This is a genomic window from Mesorhizobium sp. CNPSo 4684, assembly GCF_057784315.1.
Window position 1 is genome coordinate 73,268 of the sequence record NZ_JBWLUX010000005.1, and the last position, 15,740, is coordinate 89,007.

The 15,740-nt window shown below is 62.4% G+C and carries 16 protein-coding genes; 6 read left to right on the top strand and 10 right to left on the bottom strand.

Annotated elements, in window-relative coordinates; translation table 11 throughout:
• Positions 1–16 precede the first annotated feature (16 nt).
• From AC04SG_RS06040 to AC04SG_RS06050, 3 genes are all read left to right on the top strand, one after another.
• Entirely contained in the window at positions 17–487 is a 471-nt protein-coding gene (locus AC04SG_RS06040; RefSeq protein WP_488550290.1) for a GNAT family N-acetyltransferase, read from the top strand.
• A 24-nt stretch (positions 488–511) separates the two neighbouring features.
• Positions 512–1,315: a DUF72 domain-containing protein gene (locus AC04SG_RS06045; protein ID WP_488550291.1), complete on the top strand. Its 804-nt coding sequence runs from the start codon at positions 512–514 to the stop codon at positions 1,313–1,315.
• A 202-nt stretch (positions 1,316–1,517) separates the two neighbouring features.
• Positions 1,518–2,663 (top strand): GGDEF domain-containing protein, encoded by a 1,146-nt coding sequence (locus AC04SG_RS06050; RefSeq protein WP_488550292.1) that lies wholly within the window; start codon positions 1,518–1,520, stop codon positions 2,661–2,663.
• Between the two features lie 58 nt (positions 2,664–2,721).
• Here AC04SG_RS06050 and AC04SG_RS06055 read toward each other — a convergent pair whose 3' ends face one another.
• From AC04SG_RS06055 to urtA, 6 genes are all read right to left on the bottom strand, one after another.
• On the bottom strand, positions 2,722–2,898 hold the full coding sequence (locus tag AC04SG_RS06055) for a hypothetical protein (protein WP_112561526.1): 177 nt from the start codon (positions 2,896–2,898) through the stop codon (positions 2,722–2,724).
• A gap of 222 nt (positions 2,899–3,120) precedes the next feature.
• Positions 3,121–3,816: an urea ABC transporter ATP-binding subunit UrtE gene (gene urtE, locus AC04SG_RS06060; RefSeq protein ID WP_013895283.1), complete on the bottom strand. Its 696-nt coding sequence runs from the start codon at positions 3,814–3,816 to the stop codon at positions 3,121–3,123.
• A 69-nt stretch (positions 3,817–3,885) separates the two neighbouring features.
• Positions 3,886–4,632 (bottom strand): urea ABC transporter ATP-binding protein UrtD, encoded by a 747-nt coding sequence (gene urtD, locus AC04SG_RS06065; protein ID WP_488550293.1) that lies wholly within the window; start codon positions 4,630–4,632, stop codon positions 3,886–3,888.
• A gap of 4 nt (positions 4,633–4,636) precedes the next feature.
• Positions 4,637–5,869 (bottom strand): urea ABC transporter permease subunit UrtC, encoded by a 1,233-nt coding sequence (urtC, locus tag AC04SG_RS06070; RefSeq protein ID WP_488550294.1) that lies wholly within the window; start codon positions 5,867–5,869, stop codon positions 4,637–4,639.
• A complete protein-coding gene (urtB, locus tag AC04SG_RS06075; protein WP_488550295.1) occupies positions 5,866–7,482 on the bottom strand; it encodes an urea ABC transporter permease subunit UrtB in 1,617 nt (538 codons plus the stop codon). Before urtB ends, urtC begins: the two co-directional genes overlap by 4 nt.
• Before the next feature lie 107 nt (positions 7,483–7,589).
• The gene (urtA, locus tag AC04SG_RS06080) at positions 7,590–8,900 is read right to left on the bottom strand and encodes an urea ABC transporter substrate-binding protein (protein WP_488550296.1); all 1,311 of its coding nucleotides are present in this window, start codon (positions 8,898–8,900) and stop codon (positions 7,590–7,592) included.
• Between the two features lie 312 nt (positions 8,901–9,212).
• Between urtA and AC04SG_RS06085 the strand changes: the two genes are divergently transcribed.
• The gene (locus tag AC04SG_RS06085; protein WP_192253716.1) at positions 9,213–9,608 is read left to right on the top strand and encodes a hypothetical protein; all 396 of its coding nucleotides are present in this window, start codon (positions 9,213–9,215) and stop codon (positions 9,606–9,608) included.
• A gap of 120 nt (positions 9,609–9,728) precedes the next feature.
• Complete coding sequence (locus AC04SG_RS06090) at positions 9,729–11,642, top strand: PhoX family protein (RefSeq protein ID WP_488550297.1); 1,914 nt, start codon at positions 9,729–9,731, stop codon at positions 11,640–11,642.
• A gap of 68 nt (positions 11,643–11,710) precedes the next feature.
• Here AC04SG_RS06090 and AC04SG_RS06095 read toward each other — a convergent pair whose 3' ends face one another.
• The 3 genes from AC04SG_RS06095 to AC04SG_RS06105 all read right to left on the bottom strand — a co-directional run bounded on the left by AC04SG_RS06095 (position 11,711) and on the right by AC04SG_RS06105 (position 14,340).
• Positions 11,711–13,282, bottom strand: coding sequence for a GMC family oxidoreductase (locus AC04SG_RS06095; RefSeq protein ID WP_488550298.1), 1,572 nt, complete (start codon positions 13,280–13,282; stop codon positions 11,711–11,713).
• A gap of 50 nt (positions 13,283–13,332) precedes the next feature.
• The gene (locus tag AC04SG_RS06100) at positions 13,333–13,863 is read right to left on the bottom strand and encodes a gluconate 2-dehydrogenase subunit 3 family protein (protein ID WP_112561517.1); all 531 of its coding nucleotides are present in this window, start codon (positions 13,861–13,863) and stop codon (positions 13,333–13,335) included.
• A gap of 81 nt (positions 13,864–13,944) precedes the next feature.
• Complete coding sequence (locus AC04SG_RS06105) at positions 13,945–14,340, bottom strand: VOC family protein (RefSeq protein WP_352561776.1); 396 nt, start codon at positions 14,338–14,340, stop codon at positions 13,945–13,947.
• A 223-nt stretch (positions 14,341–14,563) separates the two neighbouring features.
• Between AC04SG_RS06105 and AC04SG_RS06110 the strand changes: the two genes are divergently transcribed.
• Entirely contained in the window at positions 14,564–14,866 is a 303-nt protein-coding gene (locus tag AC04SG_RS06110; RefSeq protein ID WP_112561515.1) for a ribbon-helix-helix domain-containing protein, read from the top strand.
• Between the two features lie 134 nt (positions 14,867–15,000).
• Here the strand turns inward: AC04SG_RS06110 and AC04SG_RS06115 are convergent, their stop codons facing one another.
• Entirely contained in the window at positions 15,001–15,711 is a 711-nt protein-coding gene (locus AC04SG_RS06115) for a purine-nucleoside phosphorylase (RefSeq protein WP_488550299.1), read from the bottom strand.
• Positions 15,712–15,740 lie beyond the last annotated feature (29 nt).

Genomic DNA, 15,740 nt, shown 5'->3' on the forward strand with positions numbered 1-15,740 from the left:
GCCTGGAGAGTTTTGAATGACATTCCGACAGGCGCTTGCCGGTGATCTCGACGCAATCGTCTCGCTGACGCAGGCCGCCTATGAGCACTACACGCCGCTGTTAGGCGCACCACCTATCCCGGTCACCGAGGATTACACGCCACGCATCGAGCGCGGTGAGGTCTGGCTCTTGGAGAGCGGCGCGGATCTTGCCGGGCTGATCGTCATCGAGCGGCATCCCGATCATGCGATGATCTTCAGCGTTGCGGTCTCTCCCGCTTTCCAAGGCAAGAAACGCGGCACCGCGCTGCTCGACTTCGCCGAGGAACAGGCGCGGTCGTGGGGCGTTCCGGAGGTGCGGCTCTACACCAATTCGCGTATGGAGCGGAACATCGCGATCTACACGGCCTATGGTTTCAGCGAAACGGGTCGCCGGCCCAATCCCCACCGGCCGGGATGGACGGTGGTCGACATGGCAAAACCTGTCGGCGCGGGCACAACGGCCTGATTTTTCTGAATTAGGGAGGACAATATGAGCAAATCCGGGACAATCCGCTCAGGCATGGGTGGCTGGACTTTCGAACCCTGGGATACCTCCTTCTATCCGGACAAACTGTCGAAGGCCAAGCAGCTGCACTATGCCAGCCGCCAGGTGCCGACCATCGAAGTCAACGGCACCTACTATTCCAGCTTCAAGGAACCGACCTTCGTCAAATGGGCAAGCGAAGCGCCGGACGGCTTCGTCTATTCGCTGAAAGGCAACCGCTTCGTCACCAACCGGCGCGTGCTCGGCGAGGCCGGCGAGTCCGTGACGCGCTTCCTCAGCTCCGGCGTCGCGGCGCTCGGCGAGAAGCTAGGCCCGATCCTGTGGCAGTTCGCGCCGACGAAAAAGTTCGATGCAGACGATTTCGAAGCCTTCCTGAAACTGCTGCCGGAAAAGCAGGATGGGGTGGCGCTTCGCCATGCACTCGAAGTGCGCAACGACAGTTTCATCGTGCCGGAATTCGCCGCACTCGCTCGCAAATACAAGGCGGCGATCGTCTATGCTGACCATGCCAAATACCCTGACATTGCCGACATCACCGGCGATTTCATCTATGCACGGCTGCAGACCGGCTCGGACGACAATCCCGACTGCTACACGCCGAAGGCTCTGGACGAGTGGGCGGCGCGGGTAAAAACCTGGGCGGAAGGCAAGCAGCCGGCCGATCTGCGGCGCGCCGATCCGTCCGTCGACGCGCCGGTGAAGCCGCGCGACGTGTTTGCGTACTTCATCACCGAGGGCAAGGTGCGCGCGCCGTTCGGCGCCATGGCACTGATGAAGCGGGTGAGCTGAGCGGCTGAGTGGTTCGCCCTATCGCTCCAACTCTCCATTTTGACGCAATCCGGACGGAGGTGCGTTTCAACCCAGAATTGCTCTAAATCAAGCCAAACGTAGTATCTTCCCCGCTATCGTAACCTTATCGATACCTCCTTGCTGCATGAATCCGGTCCGGCCCGGTTGCAAGAGCCAGGTCGCCGCGGGCAAGGACGAGGGCATGTCGCTCGACTACAATTCGCTTCTATTGGCTGTCGGTTTTTCCGCCGCCTGCCTCTGCATGACATTGTTCGGCATCTGGCTTACCGCGCGCTCGGAAAAATTCCTGCTGACATGGGCTGTCAGCGTGCTTCTGATCGTCGCCGACGTCTTCGCCTACCAGGCCTATATCGACGCGCCCGGACGCCTGCTCGGCCTCGCCACCTTCACCTTCCTGCTGCTCGCCTTCGCGACCATGCTGGGCGCCGCCCACCAATTCACGACCGGCGCCTCGCCGCTGCCGCGCATCGCCATCGGCGCCGGCGTTCCGCTGGCGATCGCCTTGCCGCCAATAGCGCTTGGCTATGACGGGCTGGGCTTCATGCTGGAAAATGCGTTTGCCGCGCTGCTCCTGTTTGCAACAGCCTATGAATACTGGAAGGGACGGACCGAATTCCCGGCTCCGATCATCGGCATTGCCGGGCTCTACACGGCCACCGCCATATCCTTCGTGCTGTGCTCCGGAGTGCTGGTCTGGGATGGCAGGCTGGTGCTTGGCCATGCGCCGAGCAACTGGGCCGAGGATCTCAGCCTCATCGTCGTCATCGCCTGCATGACCGGTATCGGCGCGCTGTCGCTGGCGCTCAACCAGGGGCGCCTGGCGCAGCATCACCGCCGCGAAGCGCTAACCGATCCGCTTACCGGCCTGCTCAACCGACGCGCTTTGTTCGACCTGTATGGCAAAACGGCGGTCGAGGCCTTCACCGCCGTGATCGTGTTCGATCTCGATGGCTTCAAAGCCATCAACGACGAGTTCGGCCATGCCACCGGAGACGAAGTGCTGAAACTGTTCGCCAAGGATTTGACCGCCAATCTCCAGCCGGGCGACGTCGCCGCGCGCATGGGCGGAGAGGAGTTTGCGCTGGTCCTCGATCGCATCTTGCCTGAGAAGGTGGAATTCATAGCCGAGCGCATCCGGGCCAGTTTTGCCTCGCGCCGGATCGATACCGAGACCCGCCTGCTGGCCTGCACGGTCAGCGCCGGCTACGCTTTCGGCAGCGAAGGCGGCACCAAGTTCGACAAGGTGCTCAGCGCCGCCGACAAGGCGCTCTACGGCGCCAAGCGCGGCGGCCGCAACCGGGTGCTCGCCTTCCGGCGCGCCGGGTAGGCTGTGCCGATATTCAGCCGGCCTGACCTGAATCTCAACACATACTCGGCCTGAGCGGTCAGGCTGCCAGGACGATCTCGTTGTAGGTATCGAGATCGACGTAGAAAACCTTGGTGATTTCGCCGATCAATTCATCCTGCTGGTAGCCTTGCGAGCGCAGAATGTTGATGGCGGTGATGATGTCGACGCGCTCTGTCAGCCGTCGTTTCTGGTGGTCTTCGACGAACCGTTCCATAGCCTATTCTCCTGGCAAGATTATCTGGACGCATTGACCGACAATCAGAACTGCGAGGGAAAGCTAGGGTGGCTTGCTTGCGTGGACCTTGCAGGCTGAGCCAGCGCATTCCCTCCATCTGCTACAGACTGATACGGAAGCGGCCGACTCACCGGGGCCTGAGAAAGACTAGCATGCAGTATTGCGGGTGCCAGTGTTGGGGATGAACTGAGTGGAAAATGGTTAGACCGTCAGAAACTTCCTGACATCCGCCCTGTCGAGATCTTCGGCCGGGCCGGTATGGACGATCTGGCCCCGGTCCATGATGTTGACCTCGTCGGCGAGCTCGCGGCAGAAATCGAGATATTGCTCGACCAGAAGCACTGCGATGCCGGCCTGGTCGCGCAAATAGCGGATGGCGCGGCCGATGTCCTTGATGATCGAAGGCTGGATGCCTTCGGTTGGCTCGTCCAGCACCAGCAGTTTCGGCCGCATCACCAGCGCCCGGCCGATGGCGAGCTGCTGCTGCTGGCCGCCGGAGAGATCGCCGCCACGGCGTCCCAGCATCTGCTTCAACACCGGGAACAGTTCGAAGACATGCGCAGGCACATTGCGGTCGGCGCGCTTCAAGGGCGCAAAACCGGACTCCAGGTTCTCGCGTACCGTCAGCAGGGGAAAGATCTCCCTGCCCTGCGGCACGAATGCGATGCCCGACCGGGCGCGATCATACGCCGCGCTCCGGTCGAGCGCCTTCCCCTCGAAGGCAACACTTCCGCTCGTCAGCCGGTGGTGGCCGACGATCGATCTCATCAAACTGGTCTTGCCGACGCCGTTGCGGCCGAGCACGCAGGTGATCTTGCCGGCACCCGCCTTCAGCGACACGCCGCGCAGCGCCTGGGCGGCGCCGTAGTGGAGCGTGGCGTTGGAAACTTCGAGCATGTCAGCGCCTTTTCCAGAAGCGGAGGAAAGACAGGTCAAAGCGATGGAATTGCACCCGCCACACCATGCTCATCTCCCCAGATAAACTTCGACGACCCGCTCGTCGGCCGAGACGAAATCCAGCGTCCCTTCCGACAGCACCGAGCCCTCATGCAGGCAGGTGACCTTGACGCCGAGTTCTCGCACGAAATGCATGTCGTGCTCGACGACGATGACCGAATGGTCACGCGCTATGTCTTTGAGCAAGCGCGCTGTTTCCTCGGTCTCGGCATCGGTCATGCCGGCGACCGGCTCGTCGACCAAAAGCAGCTTCGGGTCCTGCGCCAAGAGCATGCCGATCTCCAGCCACTGTTTCTGGCCGTGGCTGAGATTGGCCGCCAGATCGTGACGCTTGTCGCCGAGCCGGATGACGCCGAGGATGTCGTCGATCTGCCGCGCCTCGGCGGCCGAGCGGCGATGGAACAGCGCCGGGAAGATCGAGCGCGGCCCCTTGAGCGCCAGCATCAGATTGTCTTCGACGCTGTGGCTTTCGAAGACGGTCGGTTTCTGGAATTTGCGGCCGATACCCATCATGGCGATCTCGGCCTCATCGTGCCTCGTCAGATCGACGTGGCCGTCGAAGAACACCTCGCCCTCGTCGGGACGGGTCTTGCCGGTAACAATGTCCATCATCGTCGTCTTGCCGGCGCCGTTGGGGCCGATGATGGCTCGCATCTCGCCCTTGTCGAGCACCAGTGACAGATTGTTGATGGCGCGGAAACCGTCGAAGGAGACCGAGACGCCGTCGAGATAGAGGATGGTGTTGGACTTCGACATCGCTCTACTCCGCCGGCTGCGGTTCGGGGCCGGACGCGGACCAGGCGCCGGGCGTTGTCGCCGCGGAGCGGACGATCTTCGCCGGTGGCGGGACGTCGGAATCGGCGCCGGCTTCCTCTGCAATCGCTGCAGCCCGCATCGCCTTGGCGTTTCCGCGCCAGGAATCCCACATGCCGATGATGCCCTTGGGCAGGAACAGGGTGACGGCGACGAACAGGCCCCCCAACGCGAACAGCCAGAATTCCGGCAGCACGCCGGTGAACCAGGATTTGCCGGCATTGACGAGCAGCGCGCCGACGATCGGGCCAACGATGGTGCCGCGCCCGCCAACGGCCGCCCAGATCACAACCTCGATCGAGTTGGATGGTTCGAACTCGCCGGGATTGATGATGCCGACCTGCGGCACGTAAAGCGCGCCGGCAATGCCCGCCATGACAGCCGAGACGGTGAAGGCAAACAGTTTTACATTTTCCGCCCGCCAGCCGAGGAAGCGCGTGCGGCTTTCGGCATCGCGCACAGCCATCAAGAGCTTTCCGTATTTGGAGCCGACGATCGCCCAGGTGATGAAGACGGCGAGCGCCAGCATCACCGCGCTGGCGGCAAACAGTGCCGAGCGGGTGGCGTCGGCCTGGACGTTGAAGCCCAGAATGTCCTTGAAATCGGTCAGGCCATTGTTGCCGCCAAAACCCATATCGTTGCGGAAGAAAGCGAGCAGCAGCGCGTATGTCATCGCCTGGGTGATGATGGAGAGGTAGACGCCGGTGACGCGGCTGCGGAAGGCGAACCAGCCGAAGACGAAGGCGAGCAGGCCAGGTACGGCCAGAACCATGACGGCGGCGAACCAGAAATGATCGAAGCCATACCAGAACCACGGCAATTCCTTGTAGTTCAGGAACACCATGAAATCGGGCAGGATCGGGTTGCCGTAGACGCCGCGCGAGCCGATCTGGCGCATCAGATACATGCCCATCGCATAGCCACCGAGCGCGAAGAAGGCGCCGTGACCGAGCGAGAGGATGCCGCAATAGCCCCAGACGAGATCGAGCGCCAAGGCAAGCAATGCGTAGCAGAGATATTTGCCGGTCAGCGCCACGATATAGGGCGGGATATAGAACGCGCTGGTCGGCGACACCGCGAGGTTGAGCAGCGGCACGATGATGGCGGCGGCCAGTAGGATGAAGATGGTGATGGCGATGCGGCGGTCCGCGCCGGCAGCGAAGAAGCGTCCTGTGATCATGCTTCCACCGCCCTGCCCTTGAGCGCGAACAGGCCGCGCGGGCGCTTCTGGATGAACAGGATGATCAGGACGAGAACAACGATCTTGCCGAGCACGGCGCCGGCATAGGGCTCCAAAACCTTGTTGACGATGCCGAGAGAGAAGGCGCCGACCAGCGTGCCCCACAGATTGCCGACGCCGCCGAAGACGACGACCATGAAACTGTCGATGATGTAGCCGCGGCCGAGGTTGGGCGAGACATTGTCGATCTGGCTGAGCGCGACACCGGCGATGCCGGCAATGCCGGAGCCCAGCGCAAAGGTCAGCGCGTCGACCCAGGGCGTGCGAATGCCCATGGAGGCGGCCATACGACGGTTGGCGGTGACGGCGCGCATCTGCAGACCCCAGGGCGTGCGCTTCATGACATAGAGCAGCACGCCGAAGACGGTGAGCGCGAAGACCAGAATCCACAGCCTGTTCCAGGTGATGGCGAGCTGGCCGACATCGAAGGAGCCCGACATCCAGGAGGGATTGCCGACCTCCTGGTTGGTCGGCCCGAAGATCGAGCGCACTGCCTGCTGCAGGACCAGCGAGACGCCCCAGGTCGCGAGCAGCGTTTCCAGCGGCCGGCCGTAGAGGAAGCGGATGACGCCGCGCTCGATGATCAGGCCGATAGAGGCGGCAACCAGGAAGGCGAGCGGCAACGCAATGACCAGCGACCAGTCGAACAGGCCAGGGAATGAGGTTCGGATCACCTGCTGCACTACGAAGGTGGTGTAGGCGCCGAGCATGACCATCTCGCCATGCGCCATGTTGATTACGCCCATGACGCCGAAGGTGATGGCAAGGCCGATGGCCGCCAGCAGCAGCACCGAGCCGAGCGATATGCCGTACCAGATGTTCTGACCGGCATCCCACAGCGCCAGGCTCGAATTGATGCTGGCGATCGCAGCGCCCGCCGCGTCCTTGACCGCGCCTTGCGCGTTGGCCTCGACCGACGTGAGCAGCGACAGCGCGTCGCGGTCGCCGCGCGCGCCGATGAGCGCAATGGCTGCAAGCTTGTCGGCCTCGGGCTTGTCGGAGACCAGAACCGACGCAGCGCGCGCCTGCTCGAACAGCGCCTTGACCTTGGCGTCGGTTTCGGCGGCGATGGCCGCGTCGAGCGGCTCGATGTTGGCGGCATCGGGCGTCTTGAACATTGTGTCGGCGGCGGCGATGCGGACAGCCGGATCTTTCGCACGCAACGTCAGCGTGCCCAGCGCATCGCGGATGACGCGGCGCAGCGTGTTGTTGACCTTGATCTTGGTGATATCGGCCTTGGCGGCCTCGCCGGCGCTCTCGCCACTCAGCGGGTCGAGCAGCGAGACACTGTCGCCGGCCTCATTGCCGACGAAGACGGCTGAATCAGTTTTGCGGATGTAAAGATTGCCCTCGGCGAGCGCTGCAAGCGGACGTTCGACCAGCGGATCGCCGGTGGCGGCGAGCTCACGCACCACGGCTTCGGTGGCCGCAAATCCCGTGCCGGTGGCGAATTTGGCGATGATGGCGCGCAGATCGGATTCGGCTGCGTTCGAGGGCAAAAGACTTGCCATCAGGAACACCAGCATGAGGCCGAGAGCGCGCAACAGGATCATCCGTTCAGGTACTTTTCCGGGAGGTGGAATTTGGCGCCCGGGCGGGCTGAAGCGCCCGGACGCCTTGCGGTCTCTGGCCGTGGAACCGGCCAGTCCCGGGAGGGATATCAGTTCGTGCCCTTGCCGCCACACCTGCCGGTGGCAACGTTGAAGTTGCCGCAGGACAGAGGCGCACGCCAATCCGAGATCAGGTCCTTGGAGTCAGGCAGATAGTCGGACCACTCGTCGCCCATGACGAGACCGGGCGTCTGCGACACGGTCTCGAACTGGCCGTCGGCCTGGATCTCGCCGATCAGCACCGGCTTGGTGATGTGGTGGTTCGGCATCATCGTCGAATAGCCGCCGGTCAGGTTCGGCACGGACACGCCGACCATGGCGTCGATGACCTTGTCCGGATCGGTGGTGCCGGCCTTCTCGACCGCCTTCACCCACATGTTGAAGCCGATATAGTGGGCTTCCATCGGGTCATTGGTGGTGCGCTTGTCGTTCTTGATGAACTTGTGCCAGTCAGCGATGAACTTCTTGTTTTCCGGCGTGTCGACGCTCTCGAAATAGTTCCAGGCGGCGAGATGGCCGACCAGCGGCCCGGTGTCGAGACCGGCCAGTTCTTCCTCGCCGACCGAAAAGGCCATGACCGGGATGTCCTCGGCCTTGATGCCCTGGTTGCCGAGCTCCTTGTAGAAGGGAACGTTGGCGTCGCCATTGACGGTCGAGACGACGGCGGTCTTCTTGCCGGCCGAACCGAACTTCTTGATCGCCGAGACTTCGGTCTGCCAGTCGGAGAAGCCGAACGGCGTGTAGTTGACCATGATGTCTTCGGCGGCGACGCCCTTGGCCTTCAGATAGGCCTCGAGGATCTTGTTGGTGGTGCGAGGATAGACATAGTCGGTGCCTTCCAGCACCCAGCGCTTCACCGAGCCGCCATCCTCACTCATGAGGTAGTCGACGGCGGGGATCGCCTGCTGGTTTGGTGCGGCGCCGGTGTAGAACACGTTGCGCTCGCTTTCCTCGCCCTCATACTGGACGGGATAGAACAGGATGTTGTCGAGTTCGGAAAACACCGGCAGCACCGATTTGCGCGACACCGAGGTCCAGCAGCCGAACACGGCGGCGACCTTGTCCTTGGAGATCAGCTCGCGCGCCTTTTCGGCGAATAGCGGCCAGTTGGACGCCGGATCGACGACGACCGCTTCCAGCTTCTTGCCGAGCAGGCCGCCCTTGGCGTTCTGCTCTTCGATGAGCATCAGCATGGCGTCTTTCAGCGTCGTCTCCGAAATCGCCATGGTCCCCGACAGCGAATGCAGAATGCCGACCTTGATCGTGTCTTCGGCGGCCTTGGCCGGAGACGACATCGACAGGCCGGCAGCGACCACGCCGGCCGAAAACATTTTTGTTATTGTAGCGAAATTACCCCTCATACCGAACACTCCCAAGCTGGTTGATTGCAGCGCAACCATGCAATGCAACAGCCGTGCCAAACGCAAATGCGGCTCTCAGAAATGGGGAATAATCTAACGTTATCAGCCGATTATTATATTAGCCTAAAGAAAACAAAGGCAGCCGTTAAAAATTGATTGAGGGAAATTTGCGCAGCGCACAAGGCTTTTGCCTAATTTTCGCCCAATTATGACAAGTGCCTAGATTTTGAACTCAGCCAGCGGCATGCGGACGAACAATATTGCGGCACGGCGCAAAAATGGGGCAAGCTCACTCCGCAAACGAGTGACCCGATGACATCCCGCATCTCATGCATTTCCGGCATCCTGCTGCTGATGGCAACGAGCGACGCCGCGCGCGCCGATTTCAGCGATGGCAAGCTGCCGGACGGCACCTATCACTGCGAAGTCTATCTGCTCGGCGCCTTCCTCAACCTCGGTGACATCACTATCAAGGGCAATGTCTATACCGGCCCGGTGACGTTCGGCACCGCGCTGCAAGGTTATAACTATCAGATGAACGCCAATGGCGAGATCACCTGGCTGGGACCGCTGGGCGGCTACACTACCGGCGGCAACTCCGTCTCGATGACGCAGGCGACGCTGGACGGCGAGACCACCCCGTCCTTCGACATCATCCTGAAGCAGCCCGACGGTGCCTTCACCGCCTCGACCTGCACCAAGGGCTGAGCCGAGCAAACCACTCTCGCCATCGCTTGCGCCAAAACCTTCCTCTCATGTCATGCGGATGTTGCCGAAGCAGACTAGGGCAGCGGTATGCCGTAACATCCACCCTGAGAGGCAGACACCATGGCCAACGCACCGTCTTCATCCTCCCCCGTCATCCGCGACGTCATTGCCGAGCGCGTCTCGCGCCGGTCTCTTTTGAAAGGCAGCCTTGCCTCCGGCGCTTTGATTGCCGGCGGCAGCTTTGTCGGCTCCTTGTTTGCCGGCGAAACGCATGCCGCGGCAGCGCAGTCGACGCTCGGCTTTCCCGAGCTGAAGCGGGTCTACGACAAAACCCATGCCGCCGCTGAGGGCTATGAGACGACCATCGTCGCGCGCTGGGGCGACCCGCTTGCCGCAGGCCTCGCCGAGTTCGACGGCAACAAAGTCGCCGCCGACGAGCAGGAGAAACGCTTCGGTTACAATTGCGACTACATCGCCTTCATGCCGCTGCCCAAGGGCACGATGAACTCCGACCACGGTCTGCTCTGCGTCAACAACGAATACATCTCGCCCAATGTGATGTTTTCCGGGATGACCGAGGACGACGCCGGCAAGACGATGACCAAGGAACAGGTCGATCTCGGCATGGCCGCGATGGGCCATTCGATCGTCGAAGTGCAACTGAAGGACGGCAAGTGGGAAACTGTGGCTGACAGCCCGCTCAACCGCCGCATCACCGCCAACACCGAAATGACCGTTTCCGGGCCGGCCGCCGGCCATGCCTTGATGATGACTTCAGCCGACGCCACCGGCACCAAGGTGCTCGGCACCAGCTACAACTGCAGCGGCGGCTTCACCCCCTGGGGCACGGTGCTGACCTGCGAGGAAGGCGTGTCGGACATTTTCGGCGGCGACCCGAAGAAGGCGCCGACCGCCGAGCTTCTCGATCGTTACGGCTTCGACGGCTCCGACATCTATGGCCGCGGCCGCTTCCACGACCGCTTCAACCTCGACAAGGAGCCGAACGAGGCCAACCGCTTCGACTGGGTGGTCGAGATCGACCCTTACGACCCGCAGTCCAAGCCGGTAAAGCGCACTGCACTCGGACGCATGTCGCATGAGGCGTCGACCGTGGTCCTCAACAAGGACGGCCGCGTCGTCGTCTATATGGGTGACGACGACTATTTCGAATACATGTACCGCTTCGTCTCGGCCAAGCCCTATGACAAGGCCAACCCGGCCTCAGGCGCCGATCTGCTCGACGAGGGCGTGCTGTCGGTCGCCCGCTTCGATGCCGACGGCTCGATGACATGGCTGCCGCTGGTGCATGGCCAGGGGAAGCTCACTGCCGAGAACGGTTTTGCCGACCAGGCCGAAGTGCTGTTGAAGACGCGTTTTGCGGCCGACGCGCTGGGCGCCACGCCGATGGACCGGCCCGAGGACATCGAGACCAATCCGGTGACCGGCCGCGTCTATGCGGTGATGACCAAGAACAAGAAGCGCGACCAGTCCAAGGTCAATCCGGCCAACACGCGGCCGGAAAACCTCTGGGGCCATATTGTCGAACTGATCCCGCCCGGCGGCCGCGGCGCGGATGCCGACCACACGGCGGAAAAGTATGCCTGGGACCTGTTCGTGCTCTGTGGCAATCCCAGGGATGCCAAGGTCGGGGCGACCTTCCATCCCGATACGTCGGACAATGGCTGGTTCGTCTGCCCCGACAACATCACGTTCGATCCGGCCGGGCGGCTGTGGGTGGCGACCGACGGCGCCAATGATTTCGACCTGCCGGACGGCGTCTATGGCGTCGACACCGAGGGTGCCGCGCGCGGCCTGCCGAAACTGCTGTTCACTTGCCCGCATGGCGCGGAAGCAACCGGCCCGTGCTTCACGCCGGACGGCACCACGCTGTTCCTGTCGGTACAGCACCCTGCGGAAGACGCCGAGACGCTCGACAAGGTGCAGACGCTGTGGCCCGATTTCAAAGACGGCCAGTTGCCGCGGCCGTCCGTCGTCGCCATCCGCCGCAAGGACGGGCAGCCGGTCGGCGCCTAGTCAATCTCGGGAGATAAAGGCGCGGAACGCGCCGATGCGCGTTCCGCGTAGCGGTCCGGGAGGACGGCTCAGATCGTCTTGGCCGACATTTGCGACGCTATATATTCGGCCTGGCGGATCGCCAGCGACACGATCGTCAGTGTCGGGTTTTCGGCCGCACCGGTGGTGAACTGGCTGCCGTCCGACACGAACAGGTTCATGATGTCGTGCGCCTGGCCGTGCTGGTTGACGACGCCGTCTTCCGCCTTCTCGCTCATCCGGTTGGTGCCAAGATTGTGGGTCGAGGGATAGGGCGGCGTCGGGAACGAGCGCGTCGCGCCAACCGCATCGTAAAGCGCTGTGGCCTGCTTGTAGGCGTGGTTGCGCATCGCCGTGTCGTTGGGATGGTCGTCGAAATGCACGTCCGCGATCGGCATGCCGTGCGCATCCTTCTCGTCCTTGTGCAGCGTGATGCGGTTTTCCTCGCGCGGCATGTCTTCGCCGACGATCCACAGGCCGGCCATGTGATCATAATGGTCGAGCGCGGTGGTGAAGGAACGACCCCAGCCGCCGGGATTGATGAAGGCAGCCATGAAGGGCAGACCGAGCGACAGCGTCTCGAATTCGTAGCCGCCGACGAAACCGCGCGAGGGATCGTGGCGCGCCTCGTCGCGGATGATGCCGGCCATGGTGGTGCCGCGATACATGTGCACCGGCCTGTCGAAGATGGCGTAGACCGAGCCGGTGGTGTGGCGCATGTAGTTCTTGCCGACCTGTCCCGACGAATTGGCAAGCCCGTGGGGGAATTTCGCTGACTCGGAGTTCAGCAGCAGGCGCGGGCTTTCGATCGAATTGCCGGCGACGGCGACGATGCGGGCCTTCTGCTCCTGCAGCTTGCCGTCCTTGTCGGCATAGACGACGCCGGTCACCTTGCCTGAAGCGTCGTGGTTGATCTTGATCGCCATGGCATTCGGCCTGACTTCGAGATGACCTGTCGCCTCACCCTTGGGGATCTCGGTGTAGAGCGTCGACCATTTGGCGCCCCATTTGCAGCCCTGGAAGCAGAAACCGGTCTGCTGGCAGGAGTTGCGGTCGTCGCGCTCGACCGAGTTGATGGCCATGTTGCCGGTATGACATTCCTTGTAGCCGAGCTTGTCGGCGCCGGCCTTCAGCACCTTGAAATTGTTGTTGCCGGGCAGTCGCGGCCAGTTATTGGTGCCGGTGACACCCATCTTGGCTTCGGCCTTGGCGTAGTAGGGCTCCATCTCGGCCAGCGTGACCGGCCAATCCAGCAGGTTGGCGCCTTCCACCTTTCCATAGGTCGAGAGCGTCTTGAACTCATGCTCCTGGAAGCGCAGCGAGGCGCCGGCCCAGTGCGTGGTCGAGCCGCCGACCGATTTGACGATCCAGGCCGGCAAATTGGGGAAATCCTTCGACACCCGCCAGTCGCCGGACGTCGTGCGCTTGTCTGTCCAGGCAAGCTGGCTGAAGGAGCCCCACTCGTCGTTGATGAAGTCCTCATATTCGTGGCGGGCGCCGGCCTCGAGGATGACGACATCGACGCCCTTCTGGGCGAGTTCGTTGCCGAGCGTGCCACCGCCGGCGCCGGAGCCGATGATGACGACGACATTGTCGTTCTTGAGATCAAATGAAGCTGCCATGGTTTCCTCCCATGAATTCCTGTTTGCGAGGGTTCAAAACGACGGGGCCTCTAGAGCCACTCGATGTCGTCGAAACCGCGCGCGATGTAGCCACCCTTGGAGTAGGACTCGCCCTCGTAGCCGAAGATCGGCCATACCTCTTGCTGGTTGTAGAGGCTGACGACGAGGCCGCCGCGAATCGACTGGAAGAACGGCGTCGCCTCGATCTGCTGCAGCACGGCGACGCGCTGCTCCTCCCAGCCGAGGCCGCGATAGCCGCCCTCGCCCGACTTCTTGTCGAGGTCGGCAATGCCGTCTTCGATCATCGTCTTGTAGGCGGCGTCCTTGCCGGCCTGCTCGTCATGGCCCTTCACGGCGATGGCGTAGTATTTGTCGGGCACCTGATCGTGCGGATAGATGTCGCGCGCCATCTGGATCAGCGTCGCCATGGTTTCGGGCTTGAGCGCCGATGTCTCGAGCCCCCAGGCATTTTCGGGGCTGATGACGGCGCTGCCGGAGATGACGAGCAGCGCGCCGATGCCACCGCGCTTGAGAAGTTCACGACGTGAGAGCCCAGGCTTTCCGTCATAGATCGTGACCATTTGTTCCTCCCTGCTTGCTATTTGCGCCCTTGAAGAGCGCCGTTGCTGGCGTCGCGCGGCTGAACGCGGCGGAATAATGCCCTACTGGAAGCGCCCTCCACGCTGCAGAACCTCGATCTTGTAGCCGTCGGGGTCCTCGATGAAGAAAAAGCGGGCGATGAGCGACCCATCGCGGTTGAACTCGACGATCTTCTTGGGGTTGAGGCCGAGCGCGCCGATGCGGTCGTGCTCGCTGTCGAGATCGGCGACCGAGACCGCCAGGTGACCGTAACCGTCACCAAGCCCATAAGGCTCGGTTCGGCCCTTGTTCACGGTGAGTTCGAGCTCGAACCCGGTTTCGGCGCTGGCGAGGTAAATCAGCGTGAATGTCTCGAAATCCAGCCTGTCGGCGATATCGAGCCCGAAAGCGTTTCTGTAGAAATCGACGGATCGGGCCTCCTCGAGGACCCGGATCATGGAATGGATCGCTTTCGCCAAATCAGTCTCCGTCGCTGCGTGTTGGAGGCGATTATGGGCGGCATGCGCGAAAGGTGGTGGCAGCCGGTTACCACGGCTAATTTTGCAATCACTGCTATGCCTGGGGCCTAAAGACGAAAGTCCGATTGCCGTTTGCGGCTTTCGGGCCGAAAATGGCTCGCACAAATATATGCTTGAAGGCGCGACTCACTGCGCCCAAAACCAACAATATCGGGAGGAAGGAATGTGCAGGGTTTTTGCCGGGCAGGATCCGGAAGGCTACCGACAGATCAACAGGTCGATACGCATCGACGGACACTCGACCAGCATCCAGCTTGAGGCGACATTCTGGGCATTGCTGGACGAGATTGCCGACAGCCAGGGCCTGACGACGCCGAAATTCATCTCGAAACTCTATGACGAGGCGATCGAGATCAACGGCGCCATTCCCAACTTCGCCTCGATGCTGCGCACCACCTGCGCGCTCTATCTGCGCGGTCACCGGCCTGACATGGATGAGCTGACGCCGAAGCGCCAAGCCGCCTGAAGCTGGAGCGGTTCATCGTTTCGCGGAAACGCCGAACCGCTCTATCTCTTTGTTTTGACGTTTTGACGCAATTCCCTAGGGAAAGCGCAACGCGCTTTTCCCGGGAAAACCGTTTCACCCTTTTCCTCGATTGCCTATCCCTCGGCCGCAACCTCGAGCCCGAGCCGCGCCATGTCGGTGAACAGAGCCTGACGTTCGGAATAGGCGGTTAGCTCGTCGGTCACGATATTGTCGACGACGGTCAGCAGCGACAGCGCGCGGGCGCCGAAATGCGCCGCGAGGCGGTAGAGCGCGCTGGTTTCCATGTCGACGGCAAGCGCGCCAAGCGTCTGTGCTTCAGCGAATCGAGCGCGCCCTTCCGGGTGATAGAATACATCGCTGCAGATGGTCAGCCCTGCCTGATAGTCGATGCCGAGTTGATCGGCGCAGGCCAAGGCGTGGGCGTACAGGCCGGGATCAGGCCCGGCGGCGGCATCGTAGAGGCCGAAGACCTGGCCGCTTCGCTCGCTTTCGGCGCGCACCGATTGCGAGATCACCACGGAACGCAGCGGGACGTTGGGGGTCAGACCACCGCAGGTACCGGTGCGGATCAGCGTTTTGACGCCGTGGAAATCCAGCAGCTCATGCACATAGACCAGGAAGGACGGGACACCGATCCCAGTGGCCTGGATGCTGACGGGACGACCGCGATAGAGGCCGGTAAAGCCCAGCGCGCCCCGGCGACGGTTGACGCAGCGCGGCGCCTCCAGAAACGTCTTCGCCATCCACTCGGCGCGCTGCGGATCGCCCGGCAACAGCACCGTTGCGGCATAGTCACCCTTGGCTGCCTCGTTGTGCGGCGTCACGACATGCTCCCCAAAACCCGCCGCCCCTT